Below are 18,381 nucleotides of genomic sequence, written 5' to 3'. Positions count from 1 at the left end.
CGCCACTTCCCACCCAATGAAAAAGCTCACTCTACGCATCGGTCTGGCGGCAACTGTGCTGGCAGGCATGGCAGCCGGGCTGACCTCGTGCAAAGATTACCTCAACGTAACTCCCGACTCGTACTACACCGGTGAAACGGTGTTCAGCGATGTGACCGGGGCCACCAGCGCCCTGATTGGGGTGTACGACATGCTCTCGGGCGACCGGATTTATGGCCAGACCGTCAGCATGTTCCTGCCCAACGACGCCGATGATTTCATCAGCAGCCGTAGCGACGGCCCCGACCTGGTGGCCGCCCGCCGACAGATTGCCCGCTACATCGTGGCTCCCACCAACGTGGAAACCAACAACACCTGGATTAGCCTGTACCAGGGCGTTGAGCGGGCCAACATCTGCATCGACAACATCCCGAAGATGGCCGGCTACAACCAGGCCGACTCGGCCGCGCTGCGCCGCTTGCACGGTGAAGCCCTGACGCTACGGGCCCAATTCTACTACGAGCTGGTGCGCAACTGGGGCGACGTGCCGGCCCAGTTCCAAGCCTCGGTGGCGGGGCAGAATTTCAACCTGCCCCACGCCGACCGCTACGCCACCTACCAGCGCCTGCTCGACGACCTGCTGCTGGCCCAGCGCCTGCTGCCCTGGCGCTCGACGGCCGGCACCAACAACGAGCGCATCACCAAAGGCGCCGCCAAGGCCCTGCGTGCCCGCATTGCCCTGGCCCGCGCCGGCTACTCGGCCAACCGCGAAAACGGCCAGATGCAGCGCGGCCCCGACCCGCAGCGCGACTACGCCATTGCCCGCCAGGAGTGCGCCGATTTGATGGCCCGCACCGGCGAGCACGCCCTCAACCCGAGCTACCTCGACCTGTTCAAGAGTATCAACGAGCAGCGCCGTGATGTAGCCAACGAAATCATCTTCGAAGTGGCGATGGGCGGCAGCGGCCTGCACCTCGACAGCAAGCTGGGCTACTACAACGGCCCGCGCCACTACAACTCGCGCACCTACGGCAACAGTAGCGGCGCCATCATTATGGCTCCGTCATTCTTCTACGCCTTCGACTCGACCGATACCCGGCGCGACGTCTCGCTCACGCCTTTCTCGTACGGTAGCAGCGGCACCGGCGCCAACAGCCCCGAGAGCGACCAGCAGTACGGCACCACGATGATTGCCACCACCGACGGCAAGTTTCGGCGCAGCTGGCGCGCCACGCCGCTGCCTGGCACGCTCAACTACCTGGGCTACAACTGGCCTCTCATCCGCTATGCCGACGTGGTGCTGATGTTTGCCGAGGCCGAAAACGAGCTCAACGGCCCCACCGATGCGGCCAAAGAGGCGCTGTACCAGATTCGCACCCGCGCCTTCCGCGACCGCAGCCGCGCCCTGGCCTCGCTGGCTACTGCTGACCTAGGCTCGCAGCCGGGCTTCCGCGAGGCCATCATGCACGAGCGGCACATTGAGCTCAGCGGCGAGGGCATCCGCAAGTACGACCTCATCCGCTGGAACAAGCTCAGCGACAATATCAACGACGTCAAAATCCGCATCAGCAACCTGCGCAACGGCACGGGAACTTACAACGGCCACGATTTTGCCAACCTGCCGATGAAGATGTATTACCGCCGCGTGAACGGCCAGGTGCAGTGGCTCTACTCATTCTACAAGCCCAGCCCCGACCCGGCCCCCACCGACCCCACCATCTTTTCGGTGAACTGGCGGCAGAGCATCAACGATGCCTACCTGACCAACCTGCGGCCCGGCGGCGGCGGGCTGGCCGCTGAGTACCTGCCCGGCAAGGGCAAGGAGCTGCTGCCCATTCCGCAAGCCACGCTCGATACTGACCCGGCGCTGCGTCAAAATTTCGGCTACTAATCAACTATCACATCTCTGATACTATGCAAGCTGCTGCCCTTTCCTTCTTCAGCTCCTCGACCAGCCAGCGCTGGGAAAGCGTGGGCGAAGGCGTGCGCCGCCAGGTGCTGACGCACGACGACCAGCTGATGCTGGTGAAGGTGGCCTTTGAGCGCGGGGGCATCGGCAGCCGGCACCGGCACTTTCAAACCCAGCTGACTTACGTCGAAAGTGGCGTGTTCACGGTGAGCGTGGGCGACGAAAAGCGGGTGGTGACAGCCGGCGACACGTTCCTGATTCCGTCGGACGTGTGGCACGGCGTGGAGTGCATCGAGGCGGGCATGCTGCTGGACGTGTTCAGTCCGCCCCGGGCCGAGTTTTTGTAAAGTGAATGAAGCGTTTGCGAGGGAAATAATGAAAATGATGCTGCAACTGCTCTGCCTGCTGGTGGGGGTGGGTAAGGTGGGACTTAACACTGCTCGCGCTCAGCAAGTGACAGTAGCGTCGGATGGTTCGGCTCAGTTCCGGACCATCCAGGCAGCGCTCAACAGCCTCCCGGCTGAAGCTACAAAACCGCGTACGGTGTCCATCAAAAACGGTACCTACCGCGAAAAAATCAGCATCGACGGCAAAAGCAAAATAATCCTCAAAGGCCAGAGTGAGAAGGGCGTAATTCTGACCCTGGCGCTGGCCCGTGAAGCCTGGCGCTGCGACCCCGCCGCCAACAACGATGACTGGGGCGTGGCCACGATGAACCTGCGCAACGCCCCCGACATCACCCTCGAAAACCTGACGGTGGTGAATTCCTACGGCTTCGAAGCTGCCGATAACGCCACCATTGCCTGCCCCACCGAGCCCGGCGGGACGAAAACCATTAGCAAAACCTCTCACCAGATGGCCCTGCGCACCTTTCCCGGCACCGTGCGCCTCGTGGCGCGGCACTGCACCTTCCGGGCGCTGGGCGGCGACACCGTGAGCCCCTGGGACACCGAGAACGGGCAGTACTACTTCAAAGACTGCACAATGGAGGGCGGCGTGGATTTCTACTGTCCCCGCGGCTGGGCCTACGCCGAAAACTGCCGCTTCGAGTGCCACAGCACCAGCGCCGCTATCTGGCACGACGGCTCGGGCAACAAAGACGCGAAAACGGTGCTCAAAAACTGCACCTTCGTGGGCGACGACGGCTTCAAGCTGGGCCGTTTCCACCGCGAGGCGCAGTTCTACCTACTGAATTGCCGCTTCCCCAAAAACATGGCCGACAGCGATATTTACTACGCGGAATCGGGCCCCGGCGCCCGGCTCTGGGGCCGCCGGGTGTACTACGCCAACTGCCACCGCACCGGCGGCGACTACGCCTGGCACCGCGACAACCTGGCCACGGCCGCCGGCGCACCCAAAGCCAGCGCCATCACCGCCGAATGGACTTTCGGCGGCCGCTGGAACCCACTGACCGGCAAGGTAAAGGAAGTGCTGACGGACGTAGTGCAGGATTCCATCGCCGAGAAAATGCTGGTGTACCAGCGGGCCGTAGGCGGCTGGCCCAAAGCCGTGAACGACGAAAAAGTAAACTACGACCACAAGCTGAGCGCCGCCCAGCGCGCCGCTACCTTGGCCGACAAGCAACGCAAGGACGCCACCATCGACAACAAGGCTACTACGCGCGAAATCGAATACTTAGCGCAGGCTTTCCAGCGCACCAGCAACCCGGCTTACCGGCAGGCTGCCGAAAACGGCGTCCGCTACCTGCTGAAAATGCAGTACCGCAACGGCGGCTTCCCGCAGTATTATCCCGATTCGAGCAATTACCGCCACCAGATTACCTACAACGACGACGCGATGGTGCGCGCCCTGCACCTGTTGCGTGAAGTAGCTCAGCAACATGGCGCCTACGCCAGCCTGGACTTTGGCCTCGTGGCCCCGGCCAAGGCGGCGGTAGCGCTTGGCATCGGCTGCATCCTGCGCACGCAGTACCGGCAGAAGGGTATCCTCACGGCCTGGTGCGCCCAGCACGACGAGAAAACCCTGCTGCCAGCCAAGGCCCGCGCTTTCGAGCTGGCCTCGCTCTCGGGCATGGAAACGGTGGGCATCCTGCGCTTCCTGATGGAAGTGGAGCAGCCGTCGGCCGATATTCAGCAAGCCATAAACGCCGCCGTGGCGTGGCTTGAAAAGGTGAAAATAAGCGGCTACGACGTGCGAGACGTGCCCGACACCAAATACCCCCGCGGCTTCGACCGCGTGATGTTGCCCGAAGCCGGCGCCACCATCTGGGCCCGCTTCTACGACCTCGACACCAACCAGCCGATTTACGTGGGCCGCGACGGCGAGAAGCACGCGAAGCTGGCCGACATCGAGGTGGAGCGCCGCACTGGCTACGCTTACCTCGGCACCTGGCCCGCCAAGCTGCTGGCCAAGGAATACCCCGCCTGGCAAAAGCGCGTGAGCGCACCCGCTCCTAAGTAAAAATCTTATCCGTGTTCTGAATATGGCACTGTTGAATAAAGAAATAGCTTTGGCCCAACCGGCCGTCACGTCCGCCCTCTGCCCCACGGCCGGGCAGCTGGCGCTGCCCGAAAAGGTGCTGCAATTCGGCACCGGCATGCTGCTGCGCGGCCTGCCCGACTACCTTATCGACCGGGCTAACCGCCAGGGCGTTTTCAACGGTCGCATCGTGGTGGTGAAGTCGACCGACGGCGGCGACCTGACGGCTTTCGAGCGGCAGGACAACCTGTTCACTGTCGCCGTGCGCGGCTTCGACGACGGGCAGGCGGTGGAGGAAAACGTGATTTGCGGCAGCATCAGCCGGGTGCTGTCGGCCAAAAGCCAGTGGGTTGAAATCCTGAAATTCGCCACCAGCCCCGAACTGCAGGTGGTGATTTCCAACACCACCGAGGTTGGCATTCAGTTTGTCAATGAGCCGATTGAGCTGATGCCGCCGCAGTCGTTCCCGGGCAAGCTGCTGGCCGTGCTGCACGCCCGCTACCAGGCCTTCGGCGGCGCCGCCGAACGCGGGCTGGTGATTGTGCCCACCGAGCTGCTGCCCGACAACGGCGACAAGCTCCAGCGCATCGTGCTGGAGCTGGCCCACCGCAACAACCTGGGTGCCGAGTTTCTGGACTGGCTGGAAACGGCCAATACCTTCTGCAACTCGTTGGTAGACCGCATCGTGCCCGGCCGCCCCGACGCCGCCACCTCCGCTGCCATGCAGGCCGAACTGGGCTACGAAGACGAGCTGCTGACTGTGGCTGAGGCCTACTACCTCTGGGCCATCGAGGGCGATGAGCAGGTGCGCAAAGTGCTGAGCTTCTGCCAGGCCAACCCCAACGTTATCATCCGGCCCGACATCAATCTCTTCCGCGAGCTGAAACTGCGCCTGCTCAACGGCACGCACACGCTGAGCTTCGCCCTGGCCCACCTGGCCGGCATCGAAACGGTGCGCGAAGCTTTGGAAAACACCCAGTTGGCCCGCTTCATCCACAACCTGATGCTGGCCGATTTGCTGCCCGGCATCGCCTACCCGGTGGACGACAAGGTGGGCCAGCGTTTCGGCATGCAGGTGCTCGACCGCTTCCGCAACCCCTACCTGGAACACCGCTGGCTGGCTATCAGCATGCAGGCCAGCGCCAAAATGCACATGCGCACCGTGCCCACGCTGCTGCACTACGTCAAAACCCACCACGCGGTGCCCTGCTACTACGCGCTGGGCTTTGCGGCCTACCTGCTGTTTATGCGCGGCACCCGGCAGGCCGACGGCAGCTTCCGCGGCGAAATAAACGGCGCTTCATACCCCATTCAGGATGAGCGCGCCGCCTACTTTGCTGACCTGTGGGCGCACTTTACGCCAGCCGAGCTCACCCAGGCGGTATTGCACAACAGCGGCCTCTGGGGCCACGACCTGCTGGCCCTGCCCGGCCTGGCCGACCAGGTGACGCACTACCTCAACCAACTGCTGGACCAGGGCGCAGCCCAAACGCTGGCCACATTTTTCAAGCAGGAAACGGTGATGGTCAATTAATAATTAATAATGAACAATTAAGACCAGAGTAGTCAACTCTGTGGTCCGATGTTATTAATTATCAATTCTTAATTTTTAATTAAAAAAGTGAAACACCAAGTAGCTCGCATTCATCCTGCCGACAACGTGCTGGTAGCCCTCGTGGACCTGCCCATCGGCACGGAAGTGCCGTGGGAGGGTGGGTTCGTGACCACGGCCGAGGCCATTCCGGCTAAGCACAAGCTGGCTCCCGAAGGCCTCGCGCCCGGCCAGGACGTAACCATGTACGGCGTGCTCGTGGGCCAGGCCCGCGAGGCCATCCGCCCCGGCGGCCGCCTCACCACGGCCAACATCAAGCACGCCACCGACTCCTACGACGAGCACGCCCGCCACACCCGCGCCGCTTGGACGGCACCCGACGTCAGCCACTGGCAGGACCGCACCTTCCTGGGCTTCCACCGGCCCGATGGCCGGGTGGGTACGGCCAACTACTGGCTGGTTATCCCGCTGGTGTTCTGCGAGAACCGCAACATTCAGGTGCTGGAGCAGGCACTGGTGACTGACCTCGGCTACGCCCGCCGCAAAAGCTACCAGCCCCAGACCCAGGAGCTGCTGAGTTTGCTGAAGGCTGGCAAATCGGTGGAAGAAATCCTGAATGCCGACCTGCAAACGGCCCGCGACGACGCGGCCCGCAACCGGCCGTTCCCGAACGTCGATGGCATTCGTTTTCTGACCCATGAGGGCGGCTGCGGCGGCATCCGGCAGGATGCCCAGACGCTGTGCGGCCTGCTGGCCGGTTACATCACGCACCCCAACGTGGCCGGCGCCACCGTGCTCAGTCTGGGTTGCCAGAACGCGCAGGCCGCTATGCTGCAGGATGAAATCGCGAAGCGCGACCCACAGTTTGCCAAGCCCTTGTACATTCTCGACCAACAGAAGCTGGGCACCGAGGACGAGCTTATCGGCACGGCGCTACGCCAGACCTTTGCCGGGCTGATGCTGGCCAACCAGGCCCGCCGCGAGCCCGCGCCGCTCAGCAAGCTCAATATCGGCTTGGAGTGCGGCGGCTCCGACGGCTTTTCCGGCATCTCGGCCAATCCGGCCCTCGGGCACGTCTCGGATATGCTGGTGGCGCTGGGCGGCTCGGTTATCCTGGCCGAGTTTCCGGAGCTCTGCGGCGTGGAGCAGGAGCTGGTGGACCGCAGCGTGGACCAGCCTACCGCCGAGCGGTTTAGCAGCCTCATGAAAGCCTACGGCGACAGCGCCGTGGCCGTGGGCTCGGGCTTCGACATGAACCCCTCGCCGGGCAATATCCGCGACGGCCTCATCACCGACGCCATGAAATCGGCCGGCGCGGCCCGCAAGGGCGGCTCGTCGCCGGTGGTGGCCGTGCTCGACTACCCTGAACTGGTGACCAAACCCGGCCTCAACCTGCTCTGCACCCCCGGCAACGACGTGGAATCGACCACCGCCGAAGTGGGTTCGGGGGCGAATATCGTGCTGTTTACCACTGGTTTGGGTACGCCTACCGGCAATCCCATTGCCCCGGTGGTGAAAATCGCCAGCAACACCGCCCTGGCCCGCCGCATGCCCGACATCATCGACCTGAACACCGGTACGGTCATCGACGGCGAAGAAACCATCGAGCAGGCCGGCGAGCGGATTCTGGACTATGTGGTGCGCGTAGCCAGCGGCGAAGAAGTAGCCGCCGTGCGCCACGACCAAACCGATTTTATTCCCTGGAAACGGGGCGTTTCTCTTTAAACTGTCATGCTGAACGCAGTGAAGCATCTCGCGTGCAGCAGTAATCCCAATCGGTAGAAGTCACTACCACAGGCGAGATGCTTCACTGCGTTCAGCATGACGTTCTGGATAAGCATTAAATAATATGAAAACCTTCCTCTCCGCCGACTTCCTGCTTCAAACGGCCACCGCCCGGCAGCTCTACCACGAGTTTGCGGCGCCGATGCCGATTATCGACTACCACAACCACCTGCTGCCCGACCAGATTGCAGAGGATAAACAGTTTGATAACCTGACCCAAATCTGGCTCTACGGCGACCACTACAAGTGGCGCGCCATGCGGGCCAACGGCGTGCCGGAGCACTACATCACGGGCGCGGCCTCAGATTGGGAGAAGTTTGAGAAGTGGGCCGAGACCGTGCCCTACACTCTGCGCAACCCGCTCTACCACTGGACGCACCTGGAGCTGCAGCGCTACTTCGGCATCAGCGAGCTGCTGAACAAGGACAGCGCCCGCCGCATCTACGACGAGTGCAGCGCCAAGCTCCGCACGCCCGAATACTCGGTGCGCAACCTGCTGCTGCGCATGAACGTGCACACCCTCTGCACCACCGATGACCCGGCCGATTCGCTGGAGTACCACCGGGCGCTGGCGGCCAGTGATTTCGCGGTGCAGGTGCTGCCTGCCTTCCGCGCCGATAAGGCGATGGCCGTGGATGATGCGCCGAGCTATAACGCTTACCTCGACCGGCTGGGCGCGGCGGCCGGAGTGGAAATCACCACCCTGGCCGACCTGCACGCGGCCCTGCGCCGCCGTCATGATTTCTTTGCCGAGCACGGCTGCCGCCTGTCGGACCACGGCCTGGAGCAGATTTATGCGGCCGATTATACGGAAGAGAAAGCAGTCGCTCTTTTTGCCAAAATTCGCGGCGGTCAGGCCCTGGAAAAGTCCGAAAATCTGCAGCTCAAATCGGCCCTGCTGCAATTTTTGGCAGAGTTGGACTGGGAGAAGGGCTGGACGCAGCAGTTCCACCTCGGAGCGTTGCGCAACAACAACACCCGCATGCTCCGCGAACTAGGTCCCGACACGGGCTGGGACAGCATCGGCGACTTCTCCCAAGCCCAGGCAATGTCGCGCTTCCTCGACCGGCTCGACAATCAGGACAAGCTGGCGAAGACTATTCTCTACAATCTCAATCCGGCCGATAATGAGTTAATTGCCACGATGATTGGCAACTTCAACGACGGCTCGGTGGCCGGCAAGATGCAGTTCGGCTCCGGCTGGTGGTTTCTGGACCAGAAGGACGGCATGGAAAAGCAAATCAACGCTTTGTCGAACATGGGTTTGCTGAGCCGTTTCGTGGGCATGCTCACCGATTCGCGCAGCTTCCTGTCGTACCCGCGCCACGAGTACTTCCGCCGCGTGCTCTGCAACCTGCTGGGCAACGACGTGGAAAACGGCGAATTGCCGCACGATATCGCCCTGCTCGGCCAGCTGGTGCAGAATATCTGTTACAACAACGCCCAGGAATACTTCGGCTTCGAACAGCCTGAGGTAGTGCTGCCTGTGGCCGCGCAGGCCTAATTTTCCGGCCCCGCCGACGGCCACGCGCGGCCGGTGGTGCTTCAATTTTCCCCAGAAATATCTGCTATGAAGCAAGTCGTCACGTTCGGCGAAATCATGATGCGACTCTCGCCGCCGCTGAATTACCGATTCGCACAGGCTCCTGCCCTTGAGCTAACTTACGGTGGGGGAGAGGCCAACGTGGCCGCCTCGCTGGCGGGCCTGGGCGTGCCCGCCGCCCACGTCACCTGCTTCCCGGATAACGACCTGGGCCGGGCCGCCACGCAGCAGTTTCAGCGGCTGGGCGTTGATATGCGGCACACCGTTTTTCGGGGGCCGCGGCTGGGGCTCTACTTCCTGGAAGTGGGCGCGGCCATGCGCCCCAGCAAAGTGGTGTACGACCGTGCCGGCTCGGCCTTCGACCTGCTCAATCCGGCGGACTTCAACTGGGATGAAATCCTGAAAAATGCTGGCTGGCTGCACTGGACGGGCATCACACCCGCCATTTCGGCCGCCGCGGCGCAGGCCACCCGCGAGGCTATTGCGGCAGCGCGCCGCCTGGGCATCACCGTGTCGGGCGATGTGAACTACCGTCGCAACCTGTGGCAATATGGCCAACGCGCCCAGGACGTGATGCCGGAGCTGGCAGCGGGTTGCGATGTGCTGGTATGCTCCGAAAACGATGCCGACGACCTGTTCGGCATCCAACCCAAATCCGATGCTGAAAACAGCTTCGTCTCGATGGCGCAGCAGGTGAGGGCCTGCTTTCCGCAAGTGAAACAGGTAATTACCACCCAGCGCCACACCCACAGCGCCTCGCACAACAGCCTCAGCGGCCTAGCCTACGACGGCGCCGGCCTCCACACCACACCCAGCTACGAACTCAGCCCTATCGTGGACCGCATCGGCGGCGGCGACGCCTTTATGGCGGGCTTCATCTACGGCTCGCTCACTTACCCGGAATTGCTCAGGGCGCTGGCCTTCGGCGTCGCCGCTTCGGCGCTGAAGCACACCATCCACGGCGACATCAACCTAGTGACGGTGGCCGAAGTGGAGGAAGTGATGAAGGGCAACACCAGCGGCCGGTTACTAAGATAAATTGTTCGTTAATAGCTAGAAAAATGCCTTTCTCCTCCGACCAGACGCTTGCTACTTTACTCCATTACCCGGTGGTGCCGGTGTACTACCATGCCGACCCCGCCCAGGCGCAGGCCGTGGTGCGGGCCTGCTACGACGGCGGCATCCGGGCGTTCGAGTTCGTGAACCGGGGAGCTAACGCGTTGGCCGTCTTTAAGCAGCTTCAGGAGTACGTGCGGCACGAGTGCCCCAGCCTGACGCTGGGCATCGGCACCATCTACACGGCCGAGGAGGCCACGCAGTTTATCCTAGCCGGGGCCGACTTCGTGGTGCAGCCCGTGACCACGCCCGCCGTGGGCGCGCTGTGCCGCGAGCAGAATATTCCCTGGCTGCCCGGCGCCCTCACACCCAACGAAATACACCAGGCCAGCCAGCTGGGCGCGGCCGTGGTGAAGATTTTCCCCGGCAACCTCGTCGGTCCCGATTACATCAAAGCCCTGCGCGGCCCCATGCCCCACCTCAAGCTGATGGTGACGGGCGGCGTGGAGCCCACCATTGCCAGCCTCAGCGATTGGCTGGGCGCCGGCGTGAATGCCGTTGGCATGGGCTCCCAACTCTTCAAAGATGCCGACCCGGCCGCCATCACCGCCCGCGTGGCGCCGCTGATGCACTACGTTTCCACCCTCGCCCGCTAACCCACCCGGTATGACACCCACTGTATCAACTGCCCCGCCGCCCGGTGCGACCAACCACAACAGCAACGCCACCGTGGGCAAATACCGCTGGACCATCTGCGCGCTGGTATTTTTTGCCACCACCATCAACTACCTCGACCGGGCGGTAATTTCCCTGCTGAAGCCTTACCTGCAAACGGCTTTCGAGTGGAAGGATACCGACTACGCCAACATCGAAATAGCTTTCAAGCTGGCGTACGCCATTGGCATGGTGGGCGCGGGTCGGGCCGTTGATAAGCTGGGCACCAAGCTGGGTTATGCCCTGGCTACTACGCTGTGGAGCGTGGCGGCGATGGGGCATGCGCTGGTGAGCAGTACGCTGGGTTTCGGGGTGGCGCGGGCGTTTCTGGGCATCACCGAGGCGGGTAACTTCCCGGCCGCCATCAAGACGACGGCTGAGTGGTTTCCGCAGCGCGAGCGGGCGCTGGCTACGGGCATCTTCAACTCCGGCTCCAACGTGGGGGCCATTATTGCCCCGCTTTCGGTGCCGTTCATTGCCGAACGCTACGGCTGGCAGTGGGCCTTTTTAATCACTGGCGCGCTTGGGTTTATCTGGCTGGTGCTCTGGATGCTGGTGTACGACACCCCCGCCAAAAGCAAGCGCCTGAGCAAGGCCGAATTCGACTACATCAATGCCGACCTGCCGGCCGGGCTGCCCACCGAAAGCGTGGTGGTGGAAGAGAAGCCGAAAGCCTCGTGGGGCAAGCTGCTGGGCTTCCGGCAAACCTGGGCTTTCGTGGCCGGCAAGTTCCTGACCGACCCCATCTGGTGGTTCTACCTGTTCTGGCTGCCTGATTTCCTGGGTAAGGAATACAACCTGAAGGGCACGCAGGTGGCTTTGCCGGTGGCGGCCGTCTACGTTCTTTCGAGCATCGGGAGCGTGAGCGGCGGCTACTTGCCGCTGGGCTTTATCAAGCGTGGCCTGCCCGCCTTTGCGGCCCGCAAGCGCACCATGCTGCTCATTGCCTGCTGCGTGTTCCCGATTGTGTTTGCGCAGTACCTGGGGCAGCTGAATATGTGGCTGGCGGTGCTGGTTATCGGCATTGCGGCGGCCGCTCACCAGGCGTGGAGCGCCAATATTTTTACGACCGTGTCGGACATGTTTCCGAAGCGGGCGGTGGCCTCGGTCACGGGCATCGGGGGCATGGCTGGCGGGCTGGGCGGCATTGCCTTCACGGCGCTTATTCAGAAACAGCTGATTGTGCACTACAGTGAGCAGCCCGAAACCGCCTACTTCATCACCTTCCTGATTTGCGGCGGCGCCTACCTGCTGGCCTGGCTGATTATGTTCACGCTGGTGCCCCGCATGGAGCCCATTCAGCTGGATGAAGAAGTCAAAGCTTAGGTCTGTCAGAGAGTAGAGACGCAATATTTTGCGTCTTGCCGTTCACGCCACTAGGAAGTCGTTCAAGCATCGTTCAACGACGAGACGCAAAATATTGCGTCTCTACATCTGCCACTATTCGTTATGAGAAAGACCCTGCTTTTTACGCTCGTGCTGGCCTTGCTCGGGGCCGTCGCCATAGCCCGCAAGGCCCCCGCCGATGCCCGCCAGGAAGTGGAAAACCTGGAGCGCCAGCGCTTCGCCGCGCAGGTGAGCAAGGACTACGCCTTCCTGGAAAAGGTCTTCGCCGACGACCTCATCTATACCCACGCCAGCGGCAAGCAGAACGGCAAGTCCGACTACATCCAGAGCATCCGCGACGGCAAAAGCCAGTACGACAAGATTGACGTGGAGGCCATTAACGTGCGGGTGTACGCCGGTGGCAAGACGGCCGTCGTCAACGGTACCATCCTCATCACCCTGCCGCCGAAGGCAGATGGCCAGCCCAATCTGGCCCACCTCAAGTACGTGGTGGTGCAGGTGAAAGACAAGAAGAAAGGCTGGCAGGTGGTGCTGTGGCAGTCGCAGAAGCTGGCTTCCTAAGTATCTTTCCTGCCTTATGCTCCATCCTAGCCCTGCTGTGACCAAACTGTCGTCCGCCCCCAAACCCCGCCCCGTGGCCCAGCCCGCCACCGAAGACCGCCTCGCCCTGCCCGTGGGCACCACGCTCGAGCGCTACATCATGCGCAAGCAAACTGAGTTCCCATACGCCACCGGGGAGCTCTCGCAACTGCTACGCGACATTGCCCTGGCGGGTAAAATTGTGAACCGTGAGGTGAACCGGGCGGGCCTCTCGCGCATCACCGGGGCCATGGGCGAGCAGAACGTGCAGGGCGAGGCCCAGCAGCGGCTTGATGTAGAAGCCAACATCCGCTTCATCCGGGCGCTGACCAATGGCGGCGAGTGCTGCGCCATCCTGTCGGAAGAAGACGAGGATATTGTGCAAACCGGTAATCACCAGGGTAAATATGTGGTGGCCATCGACCCGCTCGACGGCTCCAGCAACATTGATGTGAACATCAGCATCGGGACCATTTTCGCGATTTACCGGCGGGTGAGCCGGACGGGCGGGCCGGCGCGGGCCGAAGACTTTTTGCAGGGCGGCCGGGCGCAGGTGGCGGCGGGCTACATCCTGTACGGCTCCAGCACCATGCTGGTGTACACCACCGGGCACGGCGTCACGGGCTTCACGTATGAGCACTCGCTGGGCGAGTTTTTCCTCTCGCACCCCGACATTAAGATTCCCGCGCAGGGCAATATATTCTCCTGTAATGAAGGGAATTGGCTCGACTACCCCGAGTACGTGCGGGGCTTTCTCACCACCTGCAAGGAGCGCCGCCTGACGGGCCGCTACGTGGGCTCGCTGGTGGCCGACTACCACCGCAACCTCTTCACGGGCGGCATCTACCTCTACCCGGCCACCACCGCCAAGCCGGCCGGCAAACTGCGCCTGCTCTACGAGTGCTACCCGCTGGCGATGCTCATCGAACAGGCGGGCGGCGTGGCCGTGACGGGCCGCACCGCCGTGCTCGACGTGCCGCCCACCAAAAACCTCCACCAGCGCGTGCCCTTCTTCGTGGGCTCGGCCGAACTGGTGCACGAGCTGCAGGCCGCCGCCGAATAGGTAAACCCTGGGCCACCTTTCCGGCTTTACTTCCGTCTCATCGTTACTTCGTCGGCCCCGTCGGGCCGGCCCTCCCGACTCATGTCCAAAATCATCGCGCCCGAAGTAGAATTTGCCGGTTTGCTGGCCCTCACCAAGCAGGCGACGCCCGAAATATTCGACCACAACGGCCGCTTCCTCAACCTGCTGGAAGGCCGCTGGCAAGCCCCCGGCACGCCCCGCGACTTCCACTCGCCCATCGACGGCAGCTTGCTCGGCAGCCTGCCCATGCTCGACCACGCCACCGCCGAGCGCGCCGTGCTGGCCGCCAAAGCCGAAGCCACCGCCTGGGCCGCCACCGACCTCGACGAGCGCAAGGCCCGCGTGCAGGCCGCCCTCGATGCCCTGCGCCCGCAGCAGGACCTCATCGGCAAGCTGCTGATATGGGAAATCGGCAAAACCTACAAGCTGGGCGTCACCGACATCGACCGTGCCATCGACGGCGTGCAGTGGTACGTCGATAACATCGAAGGCATGCTGGGCCAGCGCACGCCGCTGGGCCTCGTGAGCAACATTGCCTCTTGGAACTACCCCTTCTCGGTGCTGCTGCACGCCGTGCTGACGCAGGCGCTGTGCGGCAACTCCGTCATCGCCAAAACGCCTACTGACGGCGGTTTCATCTCGCTCAGCCTGGCCTTTGCGCTGGTGCGCCGCGCCGGCGTGCCCGTGACGCTGGTGAGCGGCAGCGGCGGCGAGCTCAGCGAAGTGCTGGTGCGGCATGCGGCCGTGGACTGCCTCAGCTTCGTGGGCGGCCGTTATAACGGCCGCAACATCGCCGACGCCCTGGCCTCGGAAGACAAGCGCTACATGCTCGAAATGGAGGGCGTTAACACCTACGGTATCTGGGATTACAGCGACTGGGCGGCCCTCGGCGAGCAGCTCAAGAAGGGCTACGACTACGGCAAGCAGCGCTGCACCGCCTACGTGCGCTTCGTGGTGGAGCGGCGGCTGTTCCCGCGCTTTCTGGAGACGTACTGGGAGGCCATCCGCAGTCTGAAAGTGGGTAACCCCACGCTGGTAGACAAGGCCGGTGATGCGCTGCCCAACCTGGCCTTCGGCCCCGTTATCAACGCCCGGCAGGCCGAAGACCTCGACCGCCTTTACACCAACGCCCTGCAAACCGGCGCCACGCCCATCTACGAAGGCCAATTGGACGACAGCCTCTTCCTGCCCGGCCAGGACCGCTCGGCCTACCGGGCGCCCCGCGCCCTGGTGGGGCTGCCCCGCCAGGCCGAGCTCTACTTCAAAGAGCCCTTCGGCCCCATCGACAGCATCGTATTGGTGGACCGCGTGGAGGAACTGGTGGGCGAAATGAACATCTCCAACGGCGCCCTGGTAGCCGCCGTGGCCTCCGACGATGTCAAGTGGGCCGCCCGCACCGCCCGCGAGGTGCGCGCCTTCAAAGTTGGCATCAACCAGCTGCGCTCGCGCGGCGACCGGGCCGAGGTGTTCGGTGGCCTGGGCGAGTCGTGGAAAGGCGCCTTCGTGGGCGGCCAGCTGCTGGTGGAAGCCGTGACCAACGGCCCGACGCCCGTGCTGGGCAATTACCCCGAAGCCACACTGCTGCCGGAGAAGCCCTAACGGCGGTTTCAGTTGATTCAGAGTACAAGATAGAGAGCCCCGCTGGCGTTGGTCGGCGGGGCTTTTCGGTTGACCGTTGTACGGGTCGGTTGACCGTTGTACAGGTCAGTTGACCGTTGTACGGGTCAGTTGACCGTTGGCAACGGCGCGCATGCGTTGGTTTTGGAAAGTTGAGCGTTGGCAACGAAAAGTTGGGCGTTGGCAGCGGCGCGCACGCGTTGGCAGCGGGAAGTCGGGCGTTGGCGGCCGGCAGTTGGGCATTGGGAATGGCTGGTTGGGCGTTGGCGGCAAAAAACACGCGTTGTATTGTCTCCGATGGGTGTTGAGGTGGAAAGTGCATACCTGAAAAGTCCCGGCACTAGCAATACTGGCTAGGTATTACTGCTCTGCCAGCTCGCGAATGGCCGGTTTGTCGTTATTTCGGGCCGCGCATTTCCACCATTCCCACCTGCACTGCTATGCTAAAACCGACCCTCGGCGCCCTGCTGCTGCCCTTGCTGGCCCTGGCCACCGGCCCCGCCACCCTTCCCGCCGCCCCGGCCAAACCGGTGAAGGTGGAACTGAAGCAGGAGAAGGGCCGCTACCAGTTGTACCGCGCCGGGCGGCCTTATTTCGTGAAAGGCGCGGGCGGCGGGCAGTTTCCCGAGCGGGTGAAAGCTTACGGCGGCAACTCGGTGCGCACCTGGAGCACCGCCGACGCGCCCAAAGTGCTGCGCGAAGCCAACGCTAACGGCCTCACCGTGATGATGGGCCTCGACGTAGCCCGTGAGCGCCACGGCTTCAACTACGACGACCCCACGGCCGTGGCTGCTCAGCTGCAGCGCGTGAAAGCGGAGGTGCTGAAATACAAGGACGACCCCGCCGTGCTGCTCTGGGGCATCGGCAACGAGCTGAACCTCGAATACACCAACCCCAGGGTGTGGGATGCCGTGCAGGACATTGCCCGCATGATTCACGAAGTCGACCCTAACCACCCCGTCACCACCGTGCTGGCCGGGGTAGGGGCGAAGGAAGTCGCTTACATCAAGCAAAAATGTACGGCGCTGGATTTTCTCAGCATCAACACCTACGCCGGCTTGGCCACCCTGCCCGCCGACGTGCGCTCGGCCGGCTGGACCGGCCCCTACCTGGTGGGCGAGTGGGGACCCACCGGCCACTGGGAAAGCCAGCAGCTGCCCTGGAAGGCCGCCGTGGAAGAAACCAGCAGCCAGAAAGCCGCCGTGTACCGCAGCCGCTACGAGGCCTCGGTCAAAAAGGACACCCTCACCTGCCTGGGCTCCTACGTCTTCCTCTGGGGCCAGAAGCAGGAGCGCACACCCACCTGGTACGGCATCTTCACCGAAGCCGGAGAGGAGTCGGAAGTGGTTGACCTCATGCAATACCTCTGGACCGGCCGCTGGCCCCAGAATCGCGCCCCGCACATCAGTGAACTGCGACTGGATGGCCAGCTGGCCTCCGGCGTAGTGTACCTGCAAGCTGGCCAGAGCTACCCCGCCCTCGCCAGCGTAACTGACCCCGACAAGGATGCCCTGACCTACCGCTGGGAGCTATTGCCCGAAAGCACCGACCTGAAAACCGGCGGCGACCACGAAAGCCGGCCTAAAGCGCTGCCTGGCTTGCTGAAGCAGGAAAAGAGCGGCCAGCCGCAGCTGCAAGCACCCGCCGAGCCGGGCGCGTACCGGCTGTTCGTGTACGCCACCGATGGGCACGGCAACGTGGCTACCGGCAACGTGCCGTTCTTCGTGAAGGAGAAATAGTGCCGAACCGCTCCGCTCAGGCTCCGTACCTGCGAGCTATGAGCCAGCTTCTTTCTCTGCTAACTACGGCCGCGTTGTTAGGCACGGCTGTTTCGGCGGTGGCCCAGCCCACCGCCACTGCACCCGCCAAATACATCCGCACGCCCACCGGCTACCTCCTGGTGCTGCGCCCCGGCGACAACGTGCTCCGCGAACTGGAAGAACTCACCGTCAAAGAGAAAATTCCCGGCGCCAGTCTCACGGGGCTGGGTTTCGGGCATCCCACGTTCGGCTTCTGGAATGCCCAGACCAAAACCTACGCTCCGCAGGCCTTCCGCGACATGGAAATGGCCAGCCTCACCGGCAGCATTGCCTGGAAAGACGGCAAGCCCGCCCTGCACCTGCACGGCGTGGCCGCCGGCCAGGATTTTGCTGCCCATGGCGGCCACCTGCTGGCGCTGGAAGTGGGCACCGGCTCGGTCGAAATCACCGTTACGCTGCACGACCAGCGCCTGACCCGCGAAACCGATGCCCAAACCGGCGCCAACGTGCTCACACTGCCGCGCTAAGCCACCATTGCCGCGCTTCGCTGCCGGGCCTCGGCAATGGCGGGGGCATTGGCGGCAGCCCAGTGGCCGAGGCTCAATACCACTTCCAGCAGGCTGTAGCCCAGCGGCGTCAGGCTGTATTCGACGCGGGGCGGCACCTCGGCATACACGGTGCGGACCACCAAGCCGTCGGTTTCGAGGGCACGGAGCGTGACGGTGAGCATGCGCTGCGACACGCCCGCTACGTGCCGCCGCAGCTCGTTGAAGCGCATCGTTTCGACGGTGCCCAGGTGCATGATGGTGAGCAGCGTCCACTTGTCGCCGATGCGGTCCATCACATCGCGCACCGGGCAGATGGCGAAGCCATTGGGAATGCGGGTAAGAATTTTTTTTACGGACTCGGCCGTCGCATCGGCCTGAGTCTGACTATTGGTTACCTGCATGTGCCTAGGGAAGAATAAAATGCCTTCTTGCGCCGGGAGAACAAGCCCCGGTACCTTTGAGTTACCAA

The 18,381-nt window shown here is 63.1% G+C and carries 15 protein-coding genes; 14 read left to right on the top strand and 1 reads right to left on the bottom strand.

Annotated elements, in window-relative coordinates; genetic code table 11:
- Window positions 1-16 precede the first annotated feature (16 nt).
- From Q5H93_RS06965 to Q5H93_RS06900, 14 genes are all read left to right on the top strand, one after another.
- Window positions 17-1,870 carry a RagB/SusD family nutrient uptake outer membrane protein gene (locus Q5H93_RS06965; RefSeq protein WP_305005784.1) on the top strand — a complete coding sequence of 618 codons (1,854 nt, stop codon included), beginning with the start codon at window positions 17-19 and terminating at the stop codon, window positions 1,868-1,870.
- A gap of 23 nt (window positions 1,871-1,893) precedes the next feature.
- Complete coding sequence (locus Q5H93_RS06960) at window positions 1,894-2,235, top strand: cupin domain-containing protein (protein ID WP_305005783.1); 342 nt, start codon at window positions 1,894-1,896, stop codon at window positions 2,233-2,235.
- Between the two features lie 28 nt (window positions 2,236-2,263).
- Window positions 2,264-4,309 (top strand): pectate lyase, encoded by a 2,046-nt coding sequence (pelA, locus tag Q5H93_RS06955; RefSeq protein WP_369810992.1) that lies wholly within the window; start codon window positions 2,264-2,266, stop codon window positions 4,307-4,309.
- Window positions 4,310-4,331: 22 nt separating this feature from the next.
- Window positions 4,332-5,861 (top strand): tagaturonate reductase, encoded by a 1,530-nt coding sequence (locus tag Q5H93_RS06950; protein ID WP_305005782.1) that lies wholly within the window; start codon window positions 4,332-4,334, stop codon window positions 5,859-5,861.
- A gap of 87 nt (window positions 5,862-5,948) precedes the next feature.
- Window positions 5,949-7,604, top strand: coding sequence for a UxaA family hydrolase (locus Q5H93_RS06945; protein WP_305005781.1), 1,656 nt, complete (start codon window positions 5,949-5,951; stop codon window positions 7,602-7,604).
- Window positions 7,605-7,728: 124 nt separating this feature from the next.
- The gene (uxaC, locus tag Q5H93_RS06940; RefSeq protein WP_305005780.1) at window positions 7,729-9,168 is read left to right on the top strand and encodes a glucuronate isomerase; all 1,440 of its coding nucleotides are present in this window, start codon (window positions 7,729-7,731) and stop codon (window positions 9,166-9,168) included.
- A gap of 66 nt (window positions 9,169-9,234) precedes the next feature.
- Window positions 9,235-10,245, top strand: a complete 1,011-nt coding sequence (locus Q5H93_RS06935; RefSeq protein WP_305005779.1) for a sugar kinase — start codon at window positions 9,235-9,237, stop codon at window positions 10,243-10,245.
- A gap of 23 nt (window positions 10,246-10,268) precedes the next feature.
- On the top strand, window positions 10,269-10,919 hold the full coding sequence (locus Q5H93_RS06930; protein WP_305005778.1) for a beta/alpha barrel domain-containing protein: 651 nt from the start codon (window positions 10,269-10,271) through the stop codon (window positions 10,917-10,919).
- A gap of 10 nt (window positions 10,920-10,929) precedes the next feature.
- Window positions 10,930-12,303 (top strand): MFS transporter, encoded by a 1,374-nt coding sequence (locus tag Q5H93_RS06925; protein WP_305005777.1) that lies wholly within the window; start codon window positions 10,930-10,932, stop codon window positions 12,301-12,303.
- Window positions 12,304-12,426: 123 nt separating this feature from the next.
- Window positions 12,427-12,885: a nuclear transport factor 2 family protein gene (locus Q5H93_RS06920; protein ID WP_305005776.1), complete on the top strand. Its 459-nt coding sequence runs from the start codon at window positions 12,427-12,429 to the stop codon at window positions 12,883-12,885.
- A gap of 16 nt (window positions 12,886-12,901) precedes the next feature.
- Window positions 12,902-13,966: a class 1 fructose-bisphosphatase gene (gene fbp / locus Q5H93_RS06915; protein ID WP_305005775.1), complete on the top strand. Its 1,065-nt coding sequence runs from the start codon at window positions 12,902-12,904 to the stop codon at window positions 13,964-13,966.
- 81 nt (window positions 13,967-14,047) lie between these two features.
- Window positions 14,048-15,586, top strand: coding sequence for an aldehyde dehydrogenase family protein (locus Q5H93_RS06910; protein WP_305005774.1), 1,539 nt, complete (start codon window positions 14,048-14,050; stop codon window positions 15,584-15,586).
- A 458-nt stretch (window positions 15,587-16,044) separates the two neighbouring features.
- Window positions 16,045-17,343: a glycoside hydrolase family 2 TIM barrel-domain containing protein gene (locus tag Q5H93_RS06905; RefSeq protein WP_305005773.1), complete on the top strand. Its 1,299-nt coding sequence runs from the start codon at window positions 16,045-16,047 to the stop codon at window positions 17,341-17,343.
- A gap of 38 nt (window positions 17,344-17,381) precedes the next feature.
- Window positions 17,382-17,891 carry a PPC domain-containing DNA-binding protein gene (locus Q5H93_RS06900; protein ID WP_305005772.1) on the top strand — a complete coding sequence of 170 codons (510 nt, stop codon included), beginning with the start codon at window positions 17,382-17,384 and terminating at the stop codon, window positions 17,889-17,891.
- Here Q5H93_RS06900 and Q5H93_RS06895 read toward each other — a convergent pair.
- Window positions 17,888-18,313 (bottom strand): winged helix-turn-helix transcriptional regulator, encoded by a 426-nt coding sequence (locus tag Q5H93_RS06895; RefSeq protein ID WP_305005771.1) that lies wholly within the window; start codon window positions 18,311-18,313, stop codon window positions 17,888-17,890. The two genes, Q5H93_RS06900 and Q5H93_RS06895, sit on opposite strands and share 4 nt — an antisense overlap.
- Between the last annotated feature and the right edge of the window lie 68 nt (window positions 18,314-18,381).

The organism is Hymenobacter aranciens (assembly GCF_030580865.1).
In the GTDB taxonomy this organism is placed as follows: domain Bacteria; phylum Bacteroidota; class Bacteroidia; order Cytophagales; family Hymenobacteraceae; genus Hymenobacter; species Hymenobacter aranciens.
This window is presented reverse-complemented; position numbering and strand designations above follow the sequence as displayed.

What these genes read in the sequence shown, in the direction of transcription:
- Q5H93_RS06895 (WP_305005771.1), bottom strand. Translation starts at nt 18,313, where the DNA reads ATGCAGGTAACCAATAGTCAGACTCAGGCCGATGCGACGGCCGAGTCC.
- Q5H93_RS06900 (WP_305005772.1), top strand. Translation starts at nt 17,382, where the DNA reads ATGAGCCAGCTTCTTTCTCTGCTAACTACGGCCGCGTTGTTAGGCACG.
- Q5H93_RS06960 (WP_305005783.1), top strand. Translation starts at nt 1,894, where the DNA reads ATGCAAGCTGCTGCCCTTTCCTTCTTCAGCTCCTCGACCAGCCAGCGC.
- Q5H93_RS06950 (WP_305005782.1), top strand. Translation starts at nt 4,332, where the DNA reads ATGGCACTGTTGAATAAAGAAATAGCTTTGGCCCAACCGGCCGTCACG.
- pelA (WP_369810992.1), top strand. Translation starts at nt 2,264, where the DNA reads ATGAAAATGATGCTGCAACTGCTCTGCCTGCTGGTGGGGGTGGGTAAG.
- uxaC (WP_305005780.1), top strand. Translation starts at nt 7,729, where the DNA reads ATGAAAACCTTCCTCTCCGCCGACTTCCTGCTTCAAACGGCCACCGCC.
- fbp (WP_305005775.1), top strand. Translation starts at nt 12,902, where the DNA reads ATGCTCCATCCTAGCCCTGCTGTGACCAAACTGTCGTCCGCCCCCAAA.
- Q5H93_RS06930 (WP_305005778.1), top strand. Translation starts at nt 10,269, where the DNA reads ATGCCTTTCTCCTCCGACCAGACGCTTGCTACTTTACTCCATTACCCG.
- Q5H93_RS06925 (WP_305005777.1), top strand. Translation starts at nt 10,930, where the DNA reads ATGACACCCACTGTATCAACTGCCCCGCCGCCCGGTGCGACCAACCAC.
- Q5H93_RS06965 (WP_305005784.1), top strand. Translation starts at nt 17, where the DNA reads ATGAAAAAGCTCACTCTACGCATCGGTCTGGCGGCAACTGTGCTGGCA.
- Q5H93_RS06910 (WP_305005774.1), top strand. Translation starts at nt 14,048, where the DNA reads ATGTCCAAAATCATCGCGCCCGAAGTAGAATTTGCCGGTTTGCTGGCC.
- Q5H93_RS06920 (WP_305005776.1), top strand. Translation starts at nt 12,427, where the DNA reads ATGAGAAAGACCCTGCTTTTTACGCTCGTGCTGGCCTTGCTCGGGGCC.
- Q5H93_RS06905 (WP_305005773.1), top strand. Translation starts at nt 16,045, where the DNA reads ATGCTAAAACCGACCCTCGGCGCCCTGCTGCTGCCCTTGCTGGCCCTG.
- Q5H93_RS06935 (WP_305005779.1), top strand. Translation starts at nt 9,235, where the DNA reads ATGAAGCAAGTCGTCACGTTCGGCGAAATCATGATGCGACTCTCGCCG.